Source organism: Blautia sp. AF34-10, assembly GCF_003477865.1.
Classification (GTDB): domain Bacteria; phylum Bacillota; class Clostridia; order Lachnospirales; family Lachnospiraceae; genus Fusicatenibacter; species Fusicatenibacter saccharivorans.
On sequence record NZ_QUED01000002.1, the window covers coordinates 120,711 to 144,658 of the forward strand.

Annotated in this window: 28 protein-coding genes and 1 pseudogene; 19 read left to right on the forward strand and 10 right to left on the reverse strand. The window is 49.4% G+C overall.

Features of this window, described 5'->3' with window-relative positions; genetic code table 11:
* Nucleotides 1-129 precede the first annotated feature (129 nt).
* The 11 genes from DWZ60_RS01870 to atpC all read left to right on the forward strand — a co-directional run bounded on the left by DWZ60_RS01870 (nt 130) and on the right by atpC (nt 7,550).
* The gene (locus DWZ60_RS01870; protein WP_119221176.1) at nt 130-414 is read left to right on the forward strand and encodes an AtpZ/AtpI family protein; all 285 of its coding nucleotides are present in this window, start codon (nt 130-132) and stop codon (nt 412-414) included.
* 104 nt (nt 415-518) lie between these two features.
* Nucleotides 519-941 carry a hypothetical protein gene (locus tag DWZ60_RS01875; protein ID WP_055227959.1) on the forward strand — a complete coding sequence of 141 codons (423 nt, stop codon included), beginning with the start codon at nt 519-521 and terminating at the stop codon, nt 939-941.
* A 166-nt stretch (nt 942-1,107) separates the two neighbouring features.
* Nucleotides 1,108-1,869: a F0F1 ATP synthase subunit A gene (locus DWZ60_RS01880; protein ID WP_022462450.1), complete on the forward strand. Its 762-nt coding sequence runs from the start codon at nt 1,108-1,110 to the stop codon at nt 1,867-1,869.
* Between the two features lie 50 nt (nt 1,870-1,919).
* Nucleotides 1,920-2,198 carry an ATP synthase F0 subunit C gene (gene atpE / locus DWZ60_RS01885; protein ID WP_022462449.1) on the forward strand — a complete coding sequence of 93 codons (279 nt, stop codon included), beginning with the start codon at nt 1,920-1,922 and terminating at the stop codon, nt 2,196-2,198.
* Between the two features lie 37 nt (nt 2,199-2,235).
* Nucleotides 2,236-2,739 carry a F0F1 ATP synthase subunit B gene (atpF, locus tag DWZ60_RS01890; protein WP_022462448.1) on the forward strand — a complete coding sequence of 168 codons (504 nt, stop codon included), beginning with the start codon at nt 2,236-2,238 and terminating at the stop codon, nt 2,737-2,739.
* Nucleotides 2,736-3,065 (forward strand): F0F1 ATP synthase subunit delta, encoded by a 330-nt coding sequence (locus DWZ60_RS21035; protein WP_442857784.1) that lies wholly within the window; start codon nt 2,736-2,738, stop codon nt 3,063-3,065. The genes atpF and DWZ60_RS21035 overlap by 4 nt, the downstream gene beginning before the upstream one ends.
* Entirely contained in the window at nt 3,062-3,274 is a 213-nt protein-coding gene (locus tag DWZ60_RS21040) for a F0F1 ATP synthase subunit delta (RefSeq protein WP_442857785.1), read from the forward strand. The genes DWZ60_RS21035 and DWZ60_RS21040 overlap by 4 nt, the downstream gene beginning before the upstream one ends.
* Before the next feature lie 9 nt (nt 3,275-3,283).
* Nucleotides 3,284-4,813 carry a F0F1 ATP synthase subunit alpha gene (gene atpA / locus DWZ60_RS01900; protein WP_055220549.1) on the forward strand — a complete coding sequence of 510 codons (1,530 nt, stop codon included), beginning with the start codon at nt 3,284-3,286 and terminating at the stop codon, nt 4,811-4,813.
* An 18-nt stretch (nt 4,814-4,831) separates the two neighbouring features.
* The gene (atpG, locus tag DWZ60_RS01905; RefSeq protein WP_055227962.1) at nt 4,832-5,698 is read left to right on the forward strand and encodes an ATP synthase F1 subunit gamma; all 867 of its coding nucleotides are present in this window, start codon (nt 4,832-4,834) and stop codon (nt 5,696-5,698) included.
* A 35-nt stretch (nt 5,699-5,733) separates the two neighbouring features.
* Nucleotides 5,734-7,134: a F0F1 ATP synthase subunit beta gene (gene atpD / locus DWZ60_RS01910; protein WP_022462236.1), complete on the forward strand. Its 1,401-nt coding sequence runs from the start codon at nt 5,734-5,736 to the stop codon at nt 7,132-7,134.
* Nucleotides 7,135-7,148: 14 nt separating this feature from the next.
* Nucleotides 7,149-7,550 (forward strand): ATP synthase F1 subunit epsilon, encoded by a 402-nt coding sequence (gene atpC, locus DWZ60_RS01915; protein WP_022462237.1) that lies wholly within the window; start codon nt 7,149-7,151, stop codon nt 7,548-7,550.
* A 75-nt stretch (nt 7,551-7,625) separates the two neighbouring features.
* On the opposite strand, the gene DWZ60_RS01920 is transcribed toward atpC, so the two are convergent.
* The 9 genes and pseudogenes from DWZ60_RS01920 to DWZ60_RS01955 all read right to left on the reverse strand — a co-directional run bounded on the left by DWZ60_RS01920 (nt 7,626) and on the right by DWZ60_RS01955 (nt 16,338).
* Nucleotides 7,626-9,023, reverse strand: coding sequence for a Na+/H+ antiporter NhaC family protein (locus DWZ60_RS01920; protein ID WP_119221177.1), 1,398 nt, complete (start codon nt 9,021-9,023; stop codon nt 7,626-7,628).
* A 63-nt stretch (nt 9,024-9,086) separates the two neighbouring features.
* The gene (gene aguB, locus DWZ60_RS01925) at nt 9,087-9,965 is read right to left on the reverse strand and encodes an N-carbamoylputrescine amidase (protein WP_119221178.1); all 879 of its coding nucleotides are present in this window, start codon (nt 9,963-9,965) and stop codon (nt 9,087-9,089) included.
* Nucleotides 9,953-11,091, reverse strand: a pseudogene (aguA, locus tag DWZ60_RS01930) (agmatine deiminase). Before aguA ends, aguB begins: the two are co-directional and overlap by 13 nt.
* Nucleotides 11,063-12,196: a carboxynorspermidine decarboxylase gene (gene nspC / locus DWZ60_RS01935; protein WP_022462241.1), complete on the reverse strand. Its 1,134-nt coding sequence runs from the start codon at nt 12,194-12,196 to the stop codon at nt 11,063-11,065. Before nspC ends, aguA begins: the two are co-directional and overlap by 29 nt.
* 4 nt (nt 12,197-12,200) lie before the next feature.
* Entirely contained in the window at nt 12,201-13,460 is a 1,260-nt protein-coding gene (locus tag DWZ60_RS01940) for a saccharopine dehydrogenase family protein (RefSeq protein WP_022462242.1), read from the reverse strand.
* A 468-nt stretch (nt 13,461-13,928) separates the two neighbouring features.
* On the reverse strand, nt 13,929-14,330 hold the full coding sequence (locus DWZ60_RS01945; RefSeq protein WP_119188499.1) for a GNAT family N-acetyltransferase: 402 nt from the start codon (nt 14,328-14,330) through the stop codon (nt 13,929-13,931).
* Nucleotides 14,327-14,458 (reverse strand): hypothetical protein, encoded by a 132-nt coding sequence (locus tag DWZ60_RS18590; RefSeq protein ID WP_279220301.1) that lies wholly within the window; start codon nt 14,456-14,458, stop codon nt 14,327-14,329. The genes DWZ60_RS01945 and DWZ60_RS18590 overlap by 4 nt, the downstream gene beginning before the upstream one ends.
* A 2-nt stretch (nt 14,459-14,460) precedes the next feature.
* Entirely contained in the window at nt 14,461-14,979 is a 519-nt protein-coding gene (locus DWZ60_RS01950; protein WP_055227969.1) for a peptidylprolyl isomerase, read from the reverse strand.
* Between the two features lie 150 nt (nt 14,980-15,129).
* Complete coding sequence (locus tag DWZ60_RS01955; RefSeq protein WP_022462245.1) at nt 15,130-16,338, reverse strand: aspartate kinase; 1,209 nt, start codon at nt 16,336-16,338, stop codon at nt 15,130-15,132.
* Nucleotides 16,339-16,595: 257 nt separating this feature from the next.
* On the opposite strand from DWZ60_RS01955, the gene tsaE reads away from it, so the two are divergent.
* From tsaE to DWZ60_RS01980, 5 genes are all read left to right on the forward strand, one after another.
* Nucleotides 16,596-17,015 (forward strand): tRNA (adenosine(37)-N6)-threonylcarbamoyltransferase complex ATPase subunit type 1 TsaE, encoded by a 420-nt coding sequence (gene tsaE, locus DWZ60_RS01960; protein WP_022462246.1) that lies wholly within the window; start codon nt 16,596-16,598, stop codon nt 17,013-17,015.
* 118 nt (nt 17,016-17,133) lie between these two features.
* Nucleotides 17,134-17,886 (forward strand): tRNA (adenosine(37)-N6)-threonylcarbamoyltransferase complex dimerization subunit type 1 TsaB, encoded by a 753-nt coding sequence (tsaB, locus tag DWZ60_RS01965; RefSeq protein WP_119221179.1) that lies wholly within the window; start codon nt 17,134-17,136, stop codon nt 17,884-17,886.
* Nucleotides 17,883-18,338 (forward strand): ribosomal protein S18-alanine N-acetyltransferase, encoded by a 456-nt coding sequence (gene rimI, locus DWZ60_RS01970; protein ID WP_179962753.1) that lies wholly within the window; start codon nt 17,883-17,885, stop codon nt 18,336-18,338. The genes tsaB and rimI overlap by 4 nt, the downstream gene beginning before the upstream one ends.
* Nucleotides 18,339-18,506: 168 nt before the next feature.
* Nucleotides 18,507-18,749: a hypothetical protein gene (locus DWZ60_RS01975; protein WP_022462249.1), complete on the forward strand. Its 243-nt coding sequence runs from the start codon at nt 18,507-18,509 to the stop codon at nt 18,747-18,749.
* A gap of 46 nt (nt 18,750-18,795) precedes the next feature.
* Complete coding sequence (locus tag DWZ60_RS01980) at nt 18,796-19,794, forward strand: alpha/beta fold hydrolase (protein ID WP_119221180.1); 999 nt, start codon at nt 18,796-18,798, stop codon at nt 19,792-19,794.
* Nucleotides 19,795-19,868: 74 nt separating this feature from the next.
* Here DWZ60_RS01980 and DWZ60_RS01985 read toward each other — a convergent pair whose 3' ends face one another.
* Nucleotides 19,869-20,957: an MFS transporter gene (locus DWZ60_RS01985; protein WP_119221181.1), complete on the reverse strand. Its 1,089-nt coding sequence runs from the start codon at nt 20,955-20,957 to the stop codon at nt 19,869-19,871.
* Between the two features lie 357 nt (nt 20,958-21,314).
* Here DWZ60_RS01985 and DWZ60_RS01990 point away from each other — a divergent pair, with 357 nt between their 5' ends.
* The 3 genes from DWZ60_RS01990 to DWZ60_RS02000 all read left to right on the forward strand — a co-directional run bounded on the left by DWZ60_RS01990 (nt 21,315) and on the right by DWZ60_RS02000 (nt 23,796).
* Nucleotides 21,315-22,451, forward strand: coding sequence for an aldo/keto reductase (locus DWZ60_RS01990; protein ID WP_238061242.1), 1,137 nt, complete (start codon nt 21,315-21,317; stop codon nt 22,449-22,451).
* A gap of 90 nt (nt 22,452-22,541) precedes the next feature.
* Nucleotides 22,542-22,766 (forward strand): hypothetical protein, encoded by a 225-nt coding sequence (locus DWZ60_RS01995; RefSeq protein ID WP_119221182.1) that lies wholly within the window; start codon nt 22,542-22,544, stop codon nt 22,764-22,766.
* A gap of 73 nt (nt 22,767-22,839) precedes the next feature.
* Nucleotides 22,840-23,796 carry a substrate-binding domain-containing protein gene (locus tag DWZ60_RS02000; protein WP_119221183.1) on the forward strand — a complete coding sequence of 319 codons (957 nt, stop codon included), beginning with the start codon at nt 22,840-22,842 and terminating at the stop codon, nt 23,794-23,796.
* Nucleotides 23,797-23,948 lie beyond the last annotated feature (152 nt).

Sequence of the window (23,948 nt, forward strand, 5' to 3'; positions counted from 1 at the left end):
GAAAATATACAAATTCATTTGTCTTATGAAAACGTTTATGGTACAATCTGACTAAGCGGTTACAAAAATGGAAGACAGAACGCAGACCCGAAAGTCTGACAAAAAAGAGGCGGCAGAAAGGGACAGGATATGAAGAAGTGGACGGGGATGATTACCAATCTCACAATGTTGACACAATTCGGACTGTCCCTTGTGACGCCTCTTTTTCTTTGTCTGGCACTTTGCTGGTGGCTTTGCGACCGCTTTTCGGTTGGAATATGGATTTATCTGATCGGCTTTTTCTTTGGGATCGGAGGCGGTGCCGTGACAGCCTGGAAATTCGGGCAGAGCGTTCTGCGGCATCAGAAACGCATCGAGACGGAGCCGGACGGAAAAAAGAAGAAAAAGCGGGTGTCTTTCAACCGACATATTTAGAACGTGTCTGAAAAAGTTTTCACAGTTGACGAAGATCAAGTGGCAGAGAAAAGATTTCAGACTGATTTTAAGGGGAAAATCCCTTAGAAAGGAAACAAGGCGATATGAGCAATTTCGGAGACAAGGTCCAGCCGGCCGTAAAAAAGGAGACGAAAAATGTTGCCATCTATACTGTTGTCGGCGTGGTTGTGATGTGGGTCGGGTTTCTGATCCTGCACCTGATCTGGCCGGAAAAAATCCCATTTGACTATCGGGTGATCCTCGGGGGAATCGGAGGCGGTGCCGTTGCGGTGCTGAACTTTTTCCTGATGGGCATGGCAGTACAAAAAGCAGTGTCCGAGACAGACGAGGCGGGAGCAAAACGGCGGATGCAGGCAAGCTATTCGCAGAGAAACCTGATGCAGATGCTCTGGGCAATTCTGGCGATTGTGCTTCCATGCTTCCAGTTTGCCGCAGGAATCCTGCCGCTTTTAATTCCGGGAACGGCCATCAAGCTGAAGGGCATAAAAAACAGCATAAAGCGCTGAACCTGATTTTTGGCGAAAGCCGCAAAGACGGGACGGCGTTTTTAAACCGAAACAGCGAAGCAGCGATTCGGTTATGAGCAAGCAGCGAAGCGGATTGTGAAGATCCGCTTTGACAAAAGGTTCAAATTTTTTATTTTATCTCATACAGAGGAGGTGAGAAAAGAGAATGGAGGTTGATATCTCCGGTGCAAAAGTCTTTTTTACGATCCCGATCGATTTTCCGCTGTTCGGGAAAATTCAGATCAGCGAAACGCTGGTGGTAAGCTGGATTGTAATGGCACTCATTACCGGACTTTGCATCTGGCTCACAAGAGATTTGAAGATACGGAACATCTCCAAACGCCAGGCGGTGGCAGAAATGATTGTGGAGACCGCAAATAAATTCGTCATCGGCAACATGGGAGAAAAATTCCGGTATCTGATTCCTTTTGTGTCGGCGCTTTTCGCGACCAGCGTTGTCTCAAACCTGATCAGCCTGATCGGACTTCGAAGTCCGACAGCGGATCTTTCCACCGAGGCGGCCTGGGCTGTTGTGGTCTTTATTATGATCACAACACAGAAGATCAAAACGAATGGTTTTGGCGGATATCTGAAAGGCTTTACGACTCCGATTGCGGTTATGACACCGTTTAACGTTTTGTCGGAGCTCGCAACGCCGATCAGTATGGCGTGCCGTCACTTTGGAAACATCCTTTCCGGCGTTGTGATCAATGCCCTGATCTACGGATCGCTGGCACTGGCAAGCGGAAAGCTGCTGGGACTGCTTCCCGGCGTGCTCGGAAGAACCCTTTCACAGATCCCGATTCTGGACGTCGGTGTCCCGGCTGTTCTGTCGGTCTATTTTGACTGGTTCTCCGGCGTGATGCAGGCCTTTATTTTCTGTATGCTGACTGTCATGTACATTGCGAATGCAGCAGAAGAAGGCTAAAGAGATTAAAAAATGAGGTTTACAAAAAGAAAATACAGGAGGAAAACAAGATGGATTTTCAGATTTTAGCAAAAGGTATCGCTCTCGCAGGATGCGCAATCGGCGCAGGATGCTCCCTGATCGCAGGTATCGGACCTGGTATCGGTGAAGGTAACGCCGTAGCAAAGGCACTTGAGGCAATCGGACGTCAGCCGGAATGCAAAGGTGATGTAACAAGTACGATGCTTCTTGGCTGTGCGATCGCAGAGACCACAGGTATTTACGGTTTCGTAACCGGCCTGCTTCTGATCTTCGTAGCACCGGGAATGTTCATGAACTTCCTGAAATAGTTGCAAGGAGTAAATGATTGCTAGGAGGAAAGAAACTATGCAGGTTCAGGAACTGGTAGGAATTGTCCCCTGGACTTTTATCGCACAGATCTGCAACCTCTTCATCCAGATGTATCTGATCAAACGGTTCCTTTTCAAACCGATCAATGAGATGCTGGAAAAACGGCGTGCGGCAGCCGATGCGGAGATCACAGACGCAGAGGCGGCAAAAAAAGAAGCCAACGCCATCAAAGAGGAATATGAGCAGAATATGCAGGAGGCCAAGGCAAAGGCCAACGAGATTCTCGAAAGCGCCAGAAAGACAGCGACGCTGCAGAGCGAGAAAATCGTAAAAGAGGCTTCCGAACAGGCAGCTGCCCTGAAAAACAAGGCAGAAAAAGAGATTGCCCAGGAGAAAAAGAAAGCGGTCAATGAAGTCAAAGGCGAGATCGGCGGCATTGCCATGGATATTGCCGGAAAGGTCATTGAACGTGAGATTAATGAAAAAGACCATGAGAAGCTGATAGATGAATTTATATCGAATGTAGGTGAAGCATCATGACAGAAACTGCCAGAGTATACGGTGGGAGCCTGTATGAGCTGGCCGCAGAGGAGCATCTCGAAGAGGAAATCCTTTCCGAGATGAAGGAGATCCGAGCTCTGTTCCGGGAAAACCCGGAGTATCCGCGCCTTTTATCGGAGCCTTCGATGCCGCGAAAAGAGCGGATCGGGCTGATCGACGCGGCATTTGGCAGCCAGGCGGAACCGTATTTGGTCAATTTTATCAAACTGCTGTGTGAAAAAAATCTTCTCCGTGAATTCGGCGGATGCAGGAAGCATTCCAGCGCAGATACTACGCAGCCCACAATATTGCTGAGGCAGTTGTGACGAGCGCAGCATCCCTGTCGAAGGAACAGGAAGAGCTTCTGAAGAAAAAACTGGAAACAATGAGCGGAAAAACGGTCGTGATGGAACTGAAAACCGATCCGTCCGTTCTGGCGGGTGTCCGCGTGGAGCTCGACGGAAAGCTGTTTGACGGAACCGTAAAGGGACGTTTGGCCGAGCTTTCCAGAAGAATCAGCGATACAGTGGTGTAGGAGGAAAACATGCAACTGAAACCAGAAGAAATATCCAAGGTCATCCGCAGCCAGATCAAATATTATGAAAATGCGATCCGGCAGGATGAGACAGGCACCGTTCTGATGGTCGGAGACGGAATCGCGAGAGCCAGCGGTCTTTCGAACTGTATGGCAGGCGAGCTGCTGGAGTTTGAGGATGGAAGCTATGGAATGGCACAGAACCTCGAGGAAAACAGCGTATCTGTCGTTTTATTCGGTTCCGGCGAGAACATCAGCGAGGGACAGCTTGTAAAAAGAACGGGAAAGGTCGTTTCGGTTCCGGTCGGAGAAGGTATGATCGGACGCGTTGTCAACGCGCTCGGCCAGCCAATCGACGGCGCAGGCCCGATTACGGCAGCAGAGTACCGTCCGATTGAAAGCCCGGCACCGGGCATCTGTGAGAGAAAAGGTGTTAATCAGCCGCTGCAGACCGGTATTAAAGCGATCGATTCCATGGTTCCGATTGGAAGAGGTCAGCGAGAGCTGATCATCGGAGACCGTCAGACCGGAAAGACAACGATCGCAACCGATACCATTCTGAACCAGAAAGGCAAGGATGTGATCTGTATCTACGTTGCCATCGGACAGAAACGTTCGACAGTAGCGTCCTTAGTAGAAAATCTTGAGAAGAACGGCGCAATGGCGTACACCATCGTCGTGGCAGCGACGGCATCCGAAGCGAGCCCGCTGCAGTATATCGTACCGTATTCCGGCTGTGCCATGGGCGAGTACTTTATGTATCAGGGAAAAGATGTGCTGATCATTTATGATGACTTAAGTAAGCACGCGGTTGCATACCGTGCACTCTCATTGCTGATCCGCCGTCCACCGGGACGTGAGGCTTATCCGGGAGATGTTTTCTATCTCCATTCCAGACTTCTGGAGCGTGCCGCAAAGCTGGACGATGAACACGGCGGCGGATCCATGACGGCCCTGCCGATCATTGAGACCCAGGCAGGCGATATTTCCGCCTATATTCCGACGAACGTCATCTCCATCACAGACGGACAGATTTTCCTTGAGACAGAGCTGTTCCACTCGGGCGTTATGCCGGCGGTAAACCCTGGCGTATCCGTATCCCGTGTCGGTGGAAATGCGCAGATTAAGGCGATGAAGAAGGTAGCCGGAACTCTGAAACTGATCTATTCCCAGTACCGCGAGCTGGCAAGTTTTGCACAGTTCGGATCCGATCTGGATGCCGATACAAAGGCGCGTCTGGAGCAGGGTGTGCGTATCGTGGAAGTATTAAAACAGAACCAGAATGCACCGGTTCCGGTAGAAAAACAGGTGGCCATTCTTTATGCGGTAACGAAAGGAATTCTGTCAAAGGTTGCAGCTGAGGATGTCCGCGCCTATGAGGACGGACTGTATACCTGGCTTGATACCGATGCCGAGGGTGCTGCCGTGATGCAGGAGATTTCCGCAACCGGAAAACTCGAGGCAGATACCGAAGAGAAGCTGAAAAGTGCGCTCGAATCGTACACCGAAAACTTTATCAATACAAGACCTGCAAAATAAGGAAAGAAGGAGGAGCCTATGGCTGCAAACATGAAAGCCGTAAAGCTGCGGATCAAAAGTGTCGAAAGCACGATGCAGATTACCAAGGCGATGGAACTTGTAGCGTCCTCCAAGCTGCGAAAAGCGAAGGAGCGGGCTGATACCTGCCGTCCGTATTTTCAGGAGCTGTACCGCACTTTGCAGGATATTGCAAAAGGAAACACGGAATTTTATTCCATTTATGCAAAAGAGGCAAAAAACGAGAAATGCTGCTACGTGCTGGTTGCCGGAGACCGCGGCCTTGCGGGCGGATACAACGCGAATCTGTTCCGATGCTTTGAGGCAGATGCCAAAGGAAAAGAGATCTGTGTGGTTCCGGTCGGCAAAAAGGCAGTGGAGTATGCAAAATCCCGGAAGCTGGAAATCCTGACGGACAGCTTTGCCGAGATCGCAAATCTTTCTGTGGCAGACAGCTTTGAGATCGCGCGCGCACTGTGCCGTGAGTTCCGGAAAGGGACCTTCGGACATGTGGAGCTTTGTTACACAAAATTCGTGTCGATGCTGTCGCAGATGCCGGTTTCCGTGCCGATCCTGCCTCTGATTGACATTGCAAAAGAGGACGGAGAGGATCCGGAAGCGAAAAAAATCCGGAATCTGATCCTGTATGAGCCAAACGGTGTCGAGGTATTTGAAGCGATTGTGCCGGAATACTTAGGCGGCCTGATCTACGGCGGTATCTGTGAGAGTGTGGCAAGTGAGCTTGCGGCACGCCGTACCGCAATGGAGGCGGCAACGGGAAATGCAGAGGAGATGATTGAACAGCTCAATCTGTATTACAACCGTGCCCGTCAGGCAAGCATTACGCAGGAGATCACGGAGATCGTCGGCGGTGCGGAAGGCGTGTAAGAGTGGAAACAAGAAAAGTGAGGAGAAGTCGTTAAATGAGTGAAAAACACATTGGCGAGGTTGTGCAGGTAACGGGTCCTGTTCTGGACATCCGTTTTCCGGAAGGAGAGCTGCCGGCACTTCTGAATGCCATCGAGATAGACAACCACGGCGAGAAGCTGGTTGTGGAAGTGGCGCAGCAGACAGGCGACAACATGGTCCGCTGCATTGCCATGAAGTCCACAGACGGACTTGTCCGCGGAACGAAAGCAGTCGACACGGGCGGCCCGATCGCCGTTCCGGTCGGAGAGGAGTGCTTAGGCCGCGTGTTCAACCTGCTCGGTGAGACCGTAGACAATAAGCCGGCACCGGAAACAGCAGAAAAATGGCCGATCCACCGCGATCCGCCGTCCTATGAGGAACAGGTTCCGGCAACGGAAATCCTCGAAACCGGAATCAAGGTCGTTGACCTGATCTGCCCGTATGCCAAGGGCGGAAAAATCGGTCTGTTCGGCGGTGCCGGCGTTGGAAAAACAGTCCTTATCATGGAGCTGATCCACAACGTGGCAACGGCGCACGGCGGACTTTCCGTTTTCACCGGTGTCGGAGAGCGTACCCGTGAAGGAAATGACCTTTACAACGAGATGAAAGAGAGCGGTGTTATCGATAAAACAGCACTGGTCTATGGACAGATGAACGAGCCGCCGGGAGCGCGTATGCGTGTCGGACTTTCCGGCCTTACCATGGCAGAATACTTCCGTGATGTGAAAAATCAGGATGTGCTGCTGTTCATCGATAATATTTTCCGATTTACGCAGGCAGGTTCCGAGGTTTCGGCTCTGCTTGGCCGTATGCCGTCCGCAGTAGGATACCAGCCGACGCTGGCAACCGAGATGGGCGCACTGCAGGAGCGTATTACGTCCACGAGAAAGGGTTCCATCACATCGGTACAGGCTGTTTATGTGCCGGCCGATGACCTGACCGACCCGGCTCCGGCAACGACATTTACCCATCTGGATGCCACGACGGTACTTTCCCGTGAAATTTCCAGCCAGGGTATTTATCCGGCCGTTGATCCGCTCGATTCTACCAGCCGTATTCTGACACCGGAAATCGTAGGCCATGAGCACTATGAGGTAGCGCGTGCCGTACAGCAGGTGCTGCAGAGATACAAAGAGCTGCAGGACATTATCGCCATCATGGGTATGGACGAGCTGTCCGAAGAGGATAAGCTGACGGTCAGCCGTGCCCGTAAGGTACAGCGTTTCCTGTCCCAGAGCTTCTCGGTAGCGGAGCAGTTTACCGGTATGGAAGGAAAATACGTGCCGTTAAAAGAAACCCTGCGCGGATTCCGCATGATCCTCGATGGCGAGTGCGACGATCTTCCGGAGAGCTGCTTCCTGTTTGCAGGTACCATCGACGAGGTATTTGAAAAAGCAAAAGCACTGAATCAGTAAAGGAGGAATGACGTATGAGTACATTTCCTTTACGTGTCGGCACGCCGGACGGACTTCTCTATGAGGGTGACGTAGCGCGCGTTGTCTGCAGAACCATCAGCGGCGACCTGGCAATTCTGCCTGGGCACTGCAATTACTGCACTGCACTCGGTATGGGCGAGGCGCATATTGTGCTGGAGGACGGAACGAGAAGAAATGCCGCCTGCATCGGCGGAATGCTTTCCATGATGAACGGGGTCTGCCGTGTCCTGGCAACAACCTGGGAGTGGGAAGAGGATATTGATGCAGAGCGCGCCGAGGCTGCCAAACACAGGGCCGAGCAGGCGCTGGCAAACGGCGGTCTGACAGACAAAGAATACCGTATTGCCGAAGCCAAGCTGCAGCGTGCGCTGGTGCGGTTGAGTGTAAAAGAATAAAAAAACAAAAAAAAGCCTTCGACGAATCTGGGAAAATCCGATCGTCGAAGACTTTTTTTATTTTAAGGGTGCTTTTTAAAGAGCAAAAATTCCGCAGATTAAAAATCCCGCTACGGCGAAAGCAGCACTGATCAGGACGTAAGGAAACTGCGACACGGCATGTGACATATTGTCAATCTCGCAGGTCGCGGAGGAAAGAACCGTTGCGTCGGAATAGAAGCATGCATGGCTTCCGAAAACACCGCCGGATACGACAGCACCAAGGGCCAGGAGTACATTGGCATCAAGGGCGATGGCAAGCGGAACAACGATGGAAACGGCTACGGCCTCAATTCCCCAGAAAGAGCTGGTGACAAAGGTCAGAACTGCAATGACAACAAAAATAATAGCTGCCAGTGTTTTGGCATTCATGTACGGAACACACAGGTTGATAACATATTCCGAGAGTCCCATTTCGCCGCAGGCAGTCTTGATCATAAAGGATGCAAGAAGAATGGCGAGAACCGGAAGAATATCTGCAAAGCCGGCAAAAAACAGTTCCACGTACCGCGTAAAGGTCATTTTCTTCCGTGGAAGATAAAGAATCATACAGGAAGCAAGAGCAAGAATGATCGCCTGCATCATATCCTGTGTGGCTACTGTCACACCGATCAGAATGCCAATAGGGATCAGAAAATCCAGTATATTTCCGGGATTGGTATTTTCGGGCGGGTAATCAACGCTCATTCCGGCCATGGCAAGGTCGACGGAAGGGGCATTGTGCATTTTGGGATGCTCCGGTGTCTGCTCTTCCTTTTCCAGATCGGTATAGGCATCTTTCATTTTTCCGAGCTTTGGCATCAGTTTGCAGGCAAACAGAATGACAACCAGAAGTGCAGCCATGGGATAAAACATATAAGGAAGCACTTTTAAGTAAACACTCATACCGGTGGAAAAGCCCATATTGAGAATGCCCGGTTCCTGAATAAAAACACCGGAATAAAAGACCACCCAGGTGGAAAAGGGAATCAGTGCACAGACAGGTGCACCGGTTGAGTCAATGATATAGGCAAGCGCCTGTCTTGGGACTTTTCGTTTGTCACAGACATCCTTCATACAGGTTCCAACGGTCATGATGTTGAGATAGTCATCGACAAAAATAATGATTCCGAGAAATACCGACATCATCATGGTGATCCGTTCATTTTTACAGAAACGGCTTAACAGGTTGGAAAAACCAAGTGTTCCTTTTGCCTCGCGGAGCAGGAAAATGAAGCCTCCGAACAGTCCGCAGAGAAGAAGAATATACTGGTTATCTGCGTTGCTGATTTCTGAAAGCAGAAGATCACACCAGGGTCCGATAAAAGCCGCTTTATACATGATGAGATAGGCAACCAGGGTTCCGAAAATCAGAGCTTCGAAAGATTTTTTTGTTTTTAATGCAAAAATCAGCATCGCTGCAGGCGGCAGCAGACATAAAACTCCATATTGCATAGCGGTTCTCCTTTGTAGTTAGAATATGTGATGCAGCGTACCGCTGTAGGAAGCGACGAGGCTTTACTGTTTCGTCATGATACGGTAGGTTTCCGGCCGCCGGTCACGGAAAAGGCCCCAGGAAAAACGTTCTTCGCGCAGGTTATCCAGATCAAAGGAAGCATACAGGATTTCCTCGGTATCTCTTCCGGCAGATGCCACGAGTTCACCGGTTGCATCGGCAATAAAGGAAGAACCGTAGAAAGTAAGAGAAGAGGACTGGCCGCCATTTTCTTCACAGGGCATTACGGTTTCAGTACCAATCCGATTTGCAGCAGCAACCGGAACAAGATTTGCAGCCGCATGTCCCTGCATGACGCGTCGCCAGTGCCCGCTGCTGTCTACATTCAGGATCGGCTCACTTCCGATAGCGGTAGGATAGAGCAGGATTTCAGCACCCTGAACGGCCATGCATCGTGCTGTTTCCGGAAACCACTGATCCCAGCAGATGCCGACGCCGACGGCTCCGAAACGTGTTTCAAAGACCTTGAATCCCGTATCCCCGGGAGTGAAATAGAATTTTTCCTGATAAAAATGGTCGTCCGGGATATGAGTCTTGCGGTAAACGCCAAGAATGGATCCGTCTGCATCAATCATGGCAACCGAGTTGAACAGGCGCTGAACATCCCTTTCATAAAAGCTGACCGGAATCACGACTCCAAGTTCTACGGCAACGGACTGAAAGCGCCGGACGGCGGGATTTTCTGTCAAGGGCATGGCATAATCATAATAATCGTATCGCTTTTCCTGACAAAAATACGGTCTTTCAAATAATTCAGGAAGAAGGATGAGATTGGCACCGTTGGAAGCGGCTTCACGGACCATGGTCTCTGCTTTGTCTATATTTTCCTGTACCTGACTGCAGCACGAAAACTGCAGTGCGGCAATTTTTATATTTCGCATAATCTGTTTCCTCTTTTCTTTGCCGGAATCTGCTGGGTAATACAGTGAATGTTGCCTCCGCCGGTCAGAATGACGCGTGCATCGATCGGAAGGATTCGTCGATCCGGGAAGCATTTTCCAAGAATTTCTGCAGCCACGGTATCGTTTTCATCGCCGAAACGGGGAAGAAGGACACAGTGATTGGCAAGATAAAAATTGATATAGCTGGCAGCAAGGCGTTCCCCGGCTTCCCGCTGGTCTTCGCCAGCTTCAAAATCATAGCCGAGAAGATCTTCTTCTGTAATACAGATGGGATGCTTCGGAATGGGCAGTTTGTGAATCACAAAGCTTCGTCCCTTCGCGTCAACGGTATGGGAGAGAAGATCAAAAGCGGCCCTGCTTCTGGCATACTGAGGATCGTTTTCGTCATCTGTCCAGGCAAGAAGCACTTCTCCGGGCTTTACAAAGCAACACATATTATCGATATGGCCGTTGGTTTCATCGTTGTAAATACCAAAAGGCAGCCAGATGATTTTCTCGACCGAAAGATACTGACGCAGCTTTTCTTCAATTTCCGCTCTTGTAAGAGAAGGATTGCGCCCCGGACTCAGCAGACATTCTTCGGTCGTAAGCAGGGTTCCTTCCCCGTCAACATGGATGGAGCCGCCTTCCAGAACAAAGGGGCGGGCATTATAGAAGGAATCTCCGAGAAAATTGCAGATTCGTTCCGGAACCTCACGGTCATGTTCAAAGTGGGAGTACAGACCGTCATACTGGCCGCCCCAGGCGTTGAATTCCCATTGAATGCCTCTTCGCCCGCCCTGATCGTTAATTACAAACGTAGCGCCGGTATCTCTCGCCCAGGCATCCTCCGTTTGGGCTTCGATTAGATGAATCCGGTCGGAGGAAAGCAGTTCCTGTGCCGATGCTTTATCCTGTGGCCGGACGAAAAGATAAACTTGCTCATAAGCGGCAATTGCTTCTGCAATTTCTGCAAATGCCGTTCTTGCCGCTTTTGCCCCGTAATTCCAGGAACCGGGACGCCACGGCAGATCATCAGCGTGCCTTCGTGGGGCTCAAATTCGCCCGGCATGTAAAAGCCATCGGCTTTTGGGGTTCTAAGACAATCGGTTTTTGAAATCTTCATATCCAAACTCCTTTATCATTCGGCAGTTTCCAGCTTTGTCCATCACCGCGATGGAAGGGAGTGGGATTCCGTTAAAGGTATTGGTTTTTACCATCGAATAAATCGCCATATCTTCAAAATACAGTCTGTCACCGATCCGGATTTGGGAATCGAAGGAATATTCGCCGATTACGTCGCCCGCCAGGCAGGTATTGCAGGAAAGGCGGTAGGTATAAGGCTTTTCTCCGGGCAGTCCGCTGCCTTTGAGCGGAGGGCGGTACGGCATCTCAAGCACATCCGGCATATGGCAGGCGGCGGAAGTGTCAAGAATTAAAATTTTTCCGTTATTTTCAACAATATCGAGAACTTCCGTGACATTGTAGCCTGCGTTTAAGGCAACTGCTTCCCCGGGCTCCAGGTAAATCTGAAGACCATACGTTTCTTTCATATGGTTGATACAGGAAATCAGGCGTTCGATATCGTAATCCTCACGGGTGATATGATGTCCGCCTCCCATGTTAAGCCAGTTCATTTTAAAAAGCCACTTGCCGAATTTTTCTTCCACGGCGCGCAGCGTGGTTTCCAGATCATCCGAATTCTGTTCACAGAGGGTATGAAAATGAAGACCGTCCACAAGATCAGCCAGTTCGTCTGTAAAATCGCAGGCGCGGATGCCCATGCGGGAGCCGGGCGCACAGGGATCATAAATCGCATGGCCTTCCTGCGTGGAGCATTCCGGGTTGATGCGAAGTCCGGCTTTTGCGGTTCCGGAAGCCTTAAGTACAGGGAGGTACGTTCGGAGCTGCTTTTCTGAATTGAAAATAATGTGATCGCAGATCTGTGCGAGCTCTTCCATATCCTGCGGGCGGTAGGCCGGAGAATACACATGATTCTCCAGCCCCATTTCTTCCTTTCCAAGCCGCGCCTCATAGAGTCCGCTGGCAGTTGTTCCGCTGATATATTTTCCAATCAGCGGATATTCCGAAAAGCAGGAAAAGCATTTCTGAGCCAGCAGAATTTTTGCACCGGTGCGTTCTTCTACCTGGTGCAGGAGCTTTAAGTTTTCTTCCAGTTTGCCTTCATCAATGACAAAACAGGGAGTTGGCAGTTCGTTTATCTTATACATAGGCTTAATCTACTAAAACAGGATTTTCTACGACCTTCCACGGAAGACCCCACTTGTTGAGTGCTTCCATATACGGATCCGGATCGAATTCATCTGTGGTGTAGACACCCGGCTTGTTCCAGAGGCCGTTCACGACCATCATGGTTCCGATCATAGCCGGAACGCCGGTGGTGTAGGAGATTGCCTGAGACTCTACTTCCCGGTAGCATTCCTGGTGGTCACAGACATTGTAAATGTAAATGCTTCTTTCTTTTCCGTCCTTGATACCGGTAAAAATACAGCCGATGTTGGTTTTACCCACGGTGCGCGGACCAAGAGTGGAAGGATCCGGAAGAAGCTCTTTTAAAAACTGGATCGGTACAATCTGCTGTCCGTTGAAGGTAATCGGAGTGGTGGAGAGAAGTCCTACATTTTCCAGACATTTCATATGGGTCAGATAGCTCTGGCCGAAGGTCATGAAGAAGCGGATTCTTTTTACGCCCGGGATATTTTTTGCAAGAGCCTCAATTTCTTCATGGTGAAGAAGGTACATATCCTTCTCGCCTACCTCATCGAAGTTATATTCCCGTTTGATCGACATTGGCGGAATTTCTACCCAGTGGCCGTTTTCCCAGTAAGAGCCGGGAGCGGATACCTCGCGGAGGTTGATTTCCGGATTGAAGTTGGTTGCAAACGGATATCCGTGGTCGCCGCCGTTGCAGTCCAGAATATCAATCGTGTGAATTTCATCGAAATAGTGTTTCTGTGCATAGGCTGCAAAAACGCTGGTGACGCCCGGGTCAAAGCCGGTTCCGAGAAGACCGGTGATGCCGGCTTCCTTGAAACGGTCCATATAAGCCCACTGCCAGGAATAATCAAAGTAGGCGGAAAAGCCAAGCTCTTCGCATCTCTTTTCGTAGATTGCGCGCCATGCCGGATCATCTGTATTTTCTGCTTCGTAATTTGCAGTATCGATGTAAGGAACCTTACATGCGAGGCAGGCATCCATAATGGTAAGATCCTGATAAGGAAGAGCCAGATTTAATACGGCATCCGGCTGATACTGTTTGATTAAGGCGATTAATTCTTCTGTGCAGTCGGCATCCACCTTTGCTGTTGTGATAATGGTTTTTGTGGTCGGAGCCAGCTTTTCTTTTAAAGCATCGCACTTGGAAAGGGTGCGGCTTGCAATCATAATTTCAGAAAATACTTCACTGTTCTGGCAGCATTTGTGAATGGCTACGGATGCAACACCGCCGCATCCGATGATCATAACTTTTGACATTGTTTGGTTCTCCTTTTTCAGAAAATGGTGTTGGGTTCATCTTTGGCTATAAGCACGAAAAGAACAGATGACGTGCATCATCTGTCTAAAAATCGAAATTTATACATGATCGTATTGTGCAAACTTCAGGGGATGGACAAAAATCCAGGCTTCTCCCTGTTTTCCTATGCAGAAATATATAGTCACGTACTCTTATTGACCGTTTCATAAGATGATGTGCTCGTCGTAGAGCATCGATTATAAAGTAATCAACTCATAAAATTTGCGCTTTTAACGCAATCAATAATGTGGCTCTTAACCACGCTCGGCAACTACCCCTGCCTGTCCGTCGGTTTTTTACCAGGGGCATATATTTTGCATAAGAACAGAATTGTTCGCTTGCAGTTCCAAATTATAAAGTGAAATGACATGGATGTCAAGAAAAATTTGTGAAACTATTCAGAGCTATGCGAAATGGAAGATTAAAAATCACAGGGTGATCCAGTAACGCTCCAGTGTTTTGTTTTCATCGGCACGATAAGCGGTGCCGTCGAACCGGCCGCCATTTTTCAGGATCGTTCTGCGGCTTCCCTCGTTGGTATCCAGGCAGCAGACCAGAATTTCGGAAAGGCCGAGGCTTTTGCAGTACGGCTGCACATTTTTCAGCATCCAGGAGGCATAGCCTTTTCTGCGTTCCGACGGGCGGACGGAGTAGCCGATATGGCCGCCAAAGGTGCGCAGAAAATCGTTCAGGTAGTGGCGCACCTGAATCATGCCGACAAGGCGGTTGTCTGATTTGCGGATGCACAGAAACTGTGTTGCGAGAACCATGCCCTCCGGCAGAGTCTCCTCTCTGGTATACCGCATGGTATCTTCAAGATATGCCTTCATATCATCAAACCGGCGAAGCGGTCCGCAGCGTCCATGGAATCGCTGTTTTCCAGAAAATCGTTCCGGTAGGCGGCGAGCTCGGCGAAGTATTCCTCCGACGGTTCAACTAACATCAGTTCATCGTTCATCCTTAGCATTTCTCCGGTTCCGGATACTCGACGCCGAAGGTCTCAACGGTAACGGTAGCCATTCTCTGCGGCTGCAGCGGTTTGTCGCTGTAGTCGGTGTTGACAGATGCGATTTTATCTACGACTTCCAGGCCTTCTGTTACTTTTCCGAAAGCAGCGTATGCGCCGTCCAGATGCGGAGCAGCTTTGTGCATGATGAAGAACTGGCTTCCTGCGCTGTCCGGGAACATGGTACGTGCCATGGAGAGAACGCCTGGGGTGTGTGCGAGGTTGTTCTCAAATCCGTTCTGGGAGAACTCACCCTTGATGCAGTAATCCGGGCCGCCGGCGCCTGTGCCTGCAGGATCTCCGCCCTGGATCATGAATCCCGGGATGACGCGGTGGAAGATCAGGCCGTCATAGAAGCCTTTTTTTACCAGACTGATGAAGTTGTTTACGGTGTTCGGCGCGATTTCCGGGTAAAGCTCTGCTTTCATCACATCGCCGTTTTCCATAGTAATTGTAACGATTGGGTTAGACATCATTGTTTTCCTCCTGATTTTTAAACGATTTCTTGATAAGACGTAAGTAGCCATTTTTCGAAGAAAAATGAGCGGATTACGAATGTTTTTGATGATTGCCGGAGTGCAAAGCACGTAGCAATCAGGTATCAAAGGGGTCCCCCCTTTTTTTCAGACACGCTCCAGGAATGTCTCATGGATCGCACGCATTGCCTGATCTGCGTATGCTTCGTCGATCAGGGCAGTGATGCGGATTTCCGAGGTGGTAATCATCTCGGTATTGATTCCTGCATTGGCGAGCGCGCCGAACATTTTGGCAGCCACGCCCGAATGGGAGCGGACACCGGCTCCGATGACGGAAATCTTTGCCACGTTCTCATCATAATCCAGCTTTTTGATGCCGAGCGAATCCTTATTGTCGTTCAGCACATCGATCGTGCGCAGCATATCCGGCTTTGCAACGGTAAAGGAAACGGATTTTGTGCCGTCCTTTCCGAGTGACTGGATCATGACATCGATGTTCAGATTGTTCCGATCCAGTAAATTTAAGAGGCGGAACGTGCTCTCCGGATCGTTGCCAAGGCCTGCAACACGGATTTTTGCCACATTTTTGTCGGCAGCCACGCCGCTGATTAACATTTTTTCCATTTTGGTTTTCTCCCTTACCATCGTTCCGGAATTCCGGTTCAGACTGGAGCAGACCAGAAGTTCCACGCCGTATTTTTTTGCGATTTCCACGCATCTGCTGTGAAGGACTTTTGCGCCGAGCGAAGCCATCTCCAGCATTTCATCGTAAGTTACCTCTTCCATCTTGCGCGCATTCGGTACAATCCGCGGATCTGCGGTGTAGACGCCGTCTACATCCGTGTAGATTTCACAGACATCCGCGTGCAGCTCTGCAGCGAGGGCAACCGCAGTCGTATCGGAGCCGCCGCGTCCGAGCGTTGTGATATCATCGTATTTGTTGATCCCCTGGAAGCCGGTGACAATGACAATTTTGTTGTCATCCAGCTCTTTACGGATGCGCTCGGTGTCGATCCGTTTGAAGCGCGCGTTCTGATAATCGGAGGTCGTGTGCATCGGTACCTGCCAGGCATTTAAAGAAACAGCACTGACGCCCATCTGAATCATGGTTATGGCCATCAGGGAAACGGAAACCTGTTCACCGGTGGCAAGAAGCATATCCATCTCGCGGCGGGACGGTTTTTCCGTAATCTGTTTTGCGGTTGCAATCAGTCCGTCCGTCGTTTTTCCCATCGCGGAGAGAACGACAACGACCTGGCTTCCGGCCTGCTGTTTTTCGATGCAGCGCTGTGCTACATTGCGGATGTGCGCAAGATCTGCGACGGAGCTTCCGCCAAATTTCATTACAGTCAGCATAACAGTTTTGATCTCTTTCCTTTTTGATTTACGCGGACAAAAGCGCAGAGCGTGTTTTACCGCGTTTTCCGGGCCGAAAAAACAGGAGTGGGACGTTTTTGGGCCGCGAAACTCTGATACATAGTATAGCGAAAACAGATAGAAAAAGCAAGGAAAAGCACAAGGAAAAGCACAAGGAAAAGCGGTTTCGTTCTGCGGTTGTATTACCTTTTTGTTTGTGTTAAAATGATAGGCAGAAAAAGAGGAGAAGAAAGCATATGATCATAGAAACAAATTCTGCGTCGGAGACGCTTGCCCTTGGCGAAAAGCTGGGAAAAGCGGCGAAGCCGGGCCAGATTTATACATTAAACGGAGACCTTGGTGTTGGAAAAACCGTTCTGACGCAGGGCTTTGCAAAAGGACTTGGCATCACAGAGGCAGTCAACAGTCCTACATTTACCATTATTCAGGAATATACGGAAGGACGTCTGCCATTTTATCATTTCGATGTTTACCGGATCGGTGATATAGAAGAAATGGAAGAAATCGGATACGATGATTATTTTTTCGGTGAGGGTGTCTGCCTGATCGAATGGGCAGAACTGATTGAAGAGCTGATCCCGGAGGGTGCGATTTCGATTACGATAGAAAAAGACCTCGAAAAAGGGTTTGATTACCGGAAAATTACGGTGGAATAAAAGAAAAAAATCCTGAATGTGGTGGAAAAACAAAAGGAAATCGTAAAGATTCCTGTTTCCGGCAGACTGCCAAAATGAGTTGCACAGGAAGGAAATATCGGAAAGGAAACAAAAAATTATGAAAATACTTGCACTGGACAGCTCCGGCCTGGTGGCTTCGGTGGCTGTTGTTGAAAATGACACACTGCTTGCGGAATACACCGTAAATTATAAAAAAACACATTCCCAGACTCTGCTTCCGATGCTGGATGAAATCTCGAACATGACAGAGCTGGATCTTTCGACGATCGATGCGATTGCAGTTGCCGGAGGTCCGGGCTCGTTTACCGGTCTTCGCATCGGTTCTGCAACAGCCAAGGGACTTGGTCTGGCACTTGAAAAACCACTGATTTCCATTCCAACGACGGCGGCAATCGCGTACAATATCTGGGATACTGACAAATTTGTCTGCCCGATCATGGATGCGAGAAGAAACCAGGTCTATACCGGAGTTTACTGCTACACGGATCATCGTCTCGATACGGTCTGGGAACAGGATACGATGAGCATTGAGGCACTGGCGGAGGGCCTGAACTGCCTCGACCACGAAGTGATTTTCCTCGGGGACGGCGTTGCGGTTTACCGGGAAAAATTAGAGGCACTGCTGACGATTCCGTTTTCCTTTGCACCGGCACACGTCAACCGCCAGAGAGCGGCAGCCGTCGGAGCACTGGCTGAGGTTTATTACAAAGAAGGTAAGATTCAGACGGCAGAAGAGCACGAGCCGGAATACCTGAGAAAATCGCAGGCGGAGCGTGAAAGAGCCGAACGGGAATCTGTGAAGCACGCCGATGTGCTGAAAAAACAGAAAAACGGAGAGAAGAGCGAATGATCACAATCCGGGAAATGCAGATCGACGATCTGGAGCAGGTGATGCCGATTGAGGAGGCCAACTTTTCGATTCCGTGGACAGAGACGGGATTTTTTACATTTCTGATCCGTGACGACGCACTGTTTCTCGTTGCGGAGGAGGACGGCGAAATTTTAGGATATCTCGGAATTCTGATTTCGTTTGATGAGAGCGAGATTACGAATGTCTGCGTGGCAGAAAAGGCGAGACGGCGCGGAATCGGACGCGCGCTGATGGAGGAACTGTTCCATCGGATGCAGGAGAGAAAGGTGCGCGTGATTCATCTGGATGTGCGCATCGGCAATACGCCGGCGCGGAATCTGTATGAGAGTCTTGGCTTTGTGCAGGACGGCCTCAGGAAGGGGTACTACGATCTCCCGAAGGAGGACGCAGTGCTGATGAGCCGGACGGATGAATCGGTTCCGAAGAGGTAGAGAGAAATCGTTATTGTATACGCATTTAACGCACAGGACTTTCCTTTCATTCCCAGTAGGAATGGCGGGAAAGATGTGTTACAATCGACAGGACACAGGAGAATCTGATTTCTGTTTTGTGTCAGGAACGAAGAAAGAAACGTTTTTTGATACACGGGAGGAAGAAAAATGCGGAAATACAACAAAAACACAAATGAGCTGGAAGCGGCGGTGTGTAATTGCTGCGGAAAAAGCATGAAAATACAGAATGGAATGCTGCTGGAGGGGATCTGCTCGGTCGACACGACGTGGGGGTACTTTTCCGGGAAGGACCTGGAAAAGCATGAGTTTGATCTGTGCGAGGAGTGCTACGATCGGATTACATTGTCGTTTGCGGTTCCACCGGAAATTTCGGAGGACACGGAGGTTTAGAATTTCGGGCAGTTCGGCATCGTTCTGGAAGAAAGGGGAAGGTGCAATGCAAAGAGGTTTTACGATTCAGTCGAAGGTGGATGGACTGATGCTTGACGGGCTTGTGGTGGAGCCGGAGGAGGGCGTACAGCGGACGGCGCTTCTGCAGCTCAGCCATGGAATGAGCGAATACAAGGAGCGGTATCTGCCGTTTATGAAGTTTATGGCGGAACACGGTGTAGTGTGTGTGATTCATGATCACCGCGGGCACGGAAAGAGTGTGAAGTCGGAGCAGGATCTCGGATTTATGTACGGCGCAGGCGGCGCAGGGCTTGTGGAGGATCTGTTTCAGGTTACGGTATGGGCAAAAAAAGAGTACCCGGATCTGCCGTTTATTCTGATGGGACACAGTATGGGATCCCTGGTTGTGCGCACGTATGCGAAGGAACATGATAGGGAGCTGGATGCGTTGATTGTGTGCGGTTCACCGAGCAAGAATTATCTGCGGCCGCTGGGTGCGGCTGTAGGACACGCAGAAGCGGCGGTGCTCGGGGATGGGCATCGGAGCAATCTTCTGGAGGCGATGTCGTTTGGATCGTTTGCGGCGCGGTTTGCGGATGAGAAGAGCCGGTTCGCCTGGTGCTGTTCGGACCCGGAGGTGGTGCGGGAGTATGAAGAAAATCCGCTTTGTGGCTTTACGTTTTCGGATGATGCTTTTTTTGCGCTGAATGACCTGCTGAAGGAGACGTATGGATTCCATGGATGGCATTGCACAAACCGGAAGCTGCCGGTGCTGTTTTTGTCCGGCGGGGATGATCCGTGTTATGTGAATGTGCGGCGCTTTAAAAAATCCATTGACCATATGCGGCTGATCGGGTACCGCAATGTCAGAGGAAAGCTGTATCCGGGAATGCGGCATGAAATACTGAACGAGAAAGAGAAGTACCGCGTATATGGCGATGTCTGGAAGTGGTTGAAGAAAGAAAAAGTGGTGGGGAATGTGGAGGGGGGAAGCACACCCCCGCAGACCCCGGACGGCGCTCTGGCAGGGAGCGGCGGTGTTTGATCATTTTTGAAAAAAACGCTCATCAGCAAAAAAACTGATGAGCGTTTTTTTCAATGTAAGTAAATTTTTGACGATCACATGATCCATCCAAATACGGTGGAAAGGACGATCATAATCATGGAAAAGACAAACGAGTTCACCGACATCAGCGTCGCCCGCTGCCTGGACGGGATCATGTCATTGAGCAGAATATCGGTCCGGACTTCAAGAAAATCATCGGAAAAGGATCCGACAAATCCGCCGAAGACCATAAGGGCCGGCAGTCCGGTAAAGCTCATAAGAAAGGCGAAAAGTACACCGATCGTGCCAAACAGCAGAATCGCGCGGTAGCGGTATTTGTGAAAGTATGCCGTCATCCGCGATCCCAGTGCCGCGCCGAGTCCCATCACGAAGAGGGCAGGTCCAAGCAGCGCGCTGTTCATGCCGGTGAGTGGCAGCTTCGCCTGTAAAAAGAAGAGAACCAGCGTGGAAACGGCACCGATGAGTGCGTTCACCAGCATAATATTTCTTGCTTTTTTCTCACGGACAAGAAACTGCCAGCTTTCCTGCATAACCGAAACGATTTCCTGTCCAACAGGATAATGAACTGGTGTTGCGTCCGTTTTTACTTCCGCAAGGCGGAATGAAATGCCAAGCGCAATCAGCCCGAAGAAGAGATCAATCGCATACGCGCGCCGGTATCCCAGCCACAGGGCAAGGCCTGCGCAGAGCGTTGCGGTGGAATTGGTGATACGGTACAGCATCATTTCGGTAGAAGAAAAACGGGCATAAAACCATTCGTCCCCGTTCTGCTTCAGACTGTCATACGCAAGTGCCTCCCGTGTGCCGGATGCAAGGTTATAGCTGAGCGCACTGCATCCAAGCGCAAGCGCTGTTGTAGCAAAGCCGGTGGAAAAAATCATCAGCGTACCGGAAATCAGGGAGGCCATCTGACTTGCAATCAGCGTTTTCCGTCGCCCGAAAACATCGGCGACAACGCCGGAGGGGAGTTCAAAGCAGAGGCTCACGATATGGAAAATACTTTCGAGCATCCCGATCTGCAGCAGCGAAAATCCGCGGAGTGCGAGCAGTGCAACCCACGAAGCCGCCGCAATCTGAAAATAGCCGACCGTGGTCATAAGATATAAAGTTCGTATTTGTTTTCTGGTATTTTTCTCAGACATAAAAAAATCTCCTTGTCAAAATATAGTAAAATTCTGATGGGGAGATACGTGCATTTTCTGTGTGATTTTAAGAATACAAGATGTGAAGTTTACTTAAAAAAGAGCGCACTATCCCCATAAACAGCTGAAACATCGCCATTTGTGAGGTGAAGAAACTGGTTTTTCCAGATCATAGTGCTACTCCTTTTGTAATCATAATTTTTTACCAGAATACCACCGGAAACGGAAAAAGTCAAAGAAAAATTTTGACAAAAATAAAAAAACTATTGACTTTCAAGTATACTTTAATGCTACAATTTTTTCAACAATACTGAGGAAACGAAGGTTTTCTGCGGAAAAGAAAGGGGATATTTTAACATGAGTGTAGATGTAACAAAAATGCCGAAATTAGGATTTGGCATGATGCGCCTTCCGGAGAAGGACGGAGAATTGGATCTGGAGCAGATCTGTAAAATGGTCGATGCGTACCTTGCCTCCGGAATGAACTATTTTGACACCGCCTATATGTACTGCGGCGGAAAATCGGAGAGCATCGTGAAAAAAGCGCTGGTAGAGCGTCATCCGAGAGAAAGCTTTACTCTGACAACCAAACTTCCGCAGTGGATGATGGACGAGGGCATTGAGGGGCGTGACCGCATTTTCAATGATCAGCTCGCGCGCACCGGAGCAGGCTACTTTGATTATTACCTGCTGCACAGTGTCGAGGACGGCGCAAACTATGACGGCTATGTGAAATACGACTGTTTTAACTGGGCCAAGAAGAAAAAAGAAGAGGGACTGATCAAACACTTTGGTTTCTCCTTCCACGGAACGCCGGAGCTGCTTGACAAGATTCTCTCCGAGCATCCGGAGGTTGAAATTGTCCAGATCCAGATGAACTATGCTGACTGGGACAATCCGCTGATCCAGTCCGGACGTCTGTATGAGGTGCTTCGGAAATACGATATGCCGTTCCTTGTTATGGAGCCGGTAAAGGGCGGTTCCCTTGCATCAGCAGGCAAAGAGATTGAAGCAGAGATGAAACGTGTTCATCCGGATGCATCGATTGCGTCCTGGGCACTCCGCTTTGCGGCTTCCCTCCCGGGTGTTGCAACCGTGCTCTCCGGTATGTCAAACGAGGAACAGATGGAGGATAATATCAAAACCTTCCGAAATTTTGTACCGTTAAACGAGGAAGAAAAAGCAGTGATCGCCAAAGCACAGGAAGCGCTGAAAAAGAGTCCGGCAGTTCCATGTACCGCCTGTCGTTACTGCTGCGACGGATGTCCGATGGGAATCGCGATTCCAGATGTATTCAAGGCATTGAATACCATCCGCCTGTATGGAGAAGAAGACCGCGCGAAAAATTATTATAAAAAGCTGCTGGAAACATCGGGAAAAGCAGAAGACTGCGTGCAGTGCGGTCAGTGTGAGAGTGTATGCCCGCAGCATCTGCCGATCATTGACCTGTTAAAAGAAGCGTCCGAAAAGCTTGACGTGCCGGTGACGGAATAAGCGGATTGCGAATATCCGCTTTTGCATATGCTTTAGAAAAAGGCTCCCCGATACTCTGAAAAAAGAGTATTCCGGGGAGCCTTTTTTTCTATGGGAAATCTTGTTGAAATTTCCTGTGGAGAAAAAGATCCTTTAGGCAGGATCGCACTGCGCGGAAAAAATGTGCCACTTGTGAGAGATGTGACGGAGCGGTTTACAACCGGAAAAATGGAATGTAAAAAAGGAAAAACTTATGTTTTACATAAACTTAACATCTCTGAGATTTTGCATTTTACACGCCGTTGTTATGATGATACCTGTAAAAACGAAATGTAAAAAACATCGGGATTGCGATTTTACAAAATAGAAATCACAAAAATCCCGTGTGAAAAGAGGAGAAAAGAATATTATGAAGAGAAAAGTAATTGCAATCACCTTAACCGCAATGATGGCTGCAGGAATGCTTGCAGGATGTGGAAGCAGCGACAGCAGCAGTTCTTCCACAGCAGACACTACAAAAGAGGCTTCTGCAACAGAGGCAGATGGCAGCACAGACGATGACAGCACCGCAGCAGGCGGAGATTTTTCCGGACAGATCAGTGTCATCTCCCGTGAGGATGGTTCCGGTACCAGAGGTGCATTCATCGAGCTGTTCGGTGTAGAAGAGAAAAACGATGCAGGTGAGAAAGTAGACAACACCACCGTTGATGCACAGATCACCAACAATACTTCCGTTATGATGAGCACAGTGGCAGGTAACCAGTACGCAATCGGTTATATCTCCCTTGGATCCTTAAATGATGAAGTCAAAGCACTGAAAATCGACGGAGCAGAGGCAAGCGCAGAGAACGTAGAAAACGGTTCCTATAAAGTAAGCCGTCCGTTCAACATTGTAACAAAAGACGGTCTTTCCGCAGATGCGCAGGATTTCATGGACTACATCTTAAGCACCGACGGACAGCAGGTTGTTTCAGATGACGGATATATTGCAATCAAAGATACCAAAGCCTACGAAGGAAACTGCAGCGGTGAAAAGGTTGTGGTAGCAGGATCTTCCTCTGTAACACCACTGATGGAAAAATTAAAAGAGGCTTATACAAAAGTAAATTCAAACGCTAACATCGAAGTACAGCAGAGCGATTCCACAACAGGTATCACTTCCGCAAGCGACGGTCTCTGCGACATCGGTATGGCATCCCGTGACTTAAAGGATGAGGAGAAATCCTCAGGGCTTACCGCAACCGTAATCGCAACCGATGGTATTGCTGTCATCGTAAACAAAGAGAACCCGACCGACGGGCTGACCAGCGATCAGGTAAAGAGCATCTATGTTGGCGACACAACCGACTGGGCAGATGTAAAATAAAGAATGTATAAAGCAATGGAAAAAGAAGTAAGGGCGAACAATGGAAAATCGCTCTTACTTCCGTATCTGAAAATGTTCAGAAAAAGAAGCTGTCTTTCGGAACGTGCTTGAAAAAGCAGTTCGTAAGGAAAAAAACGAAAGTCTTTTTCAAA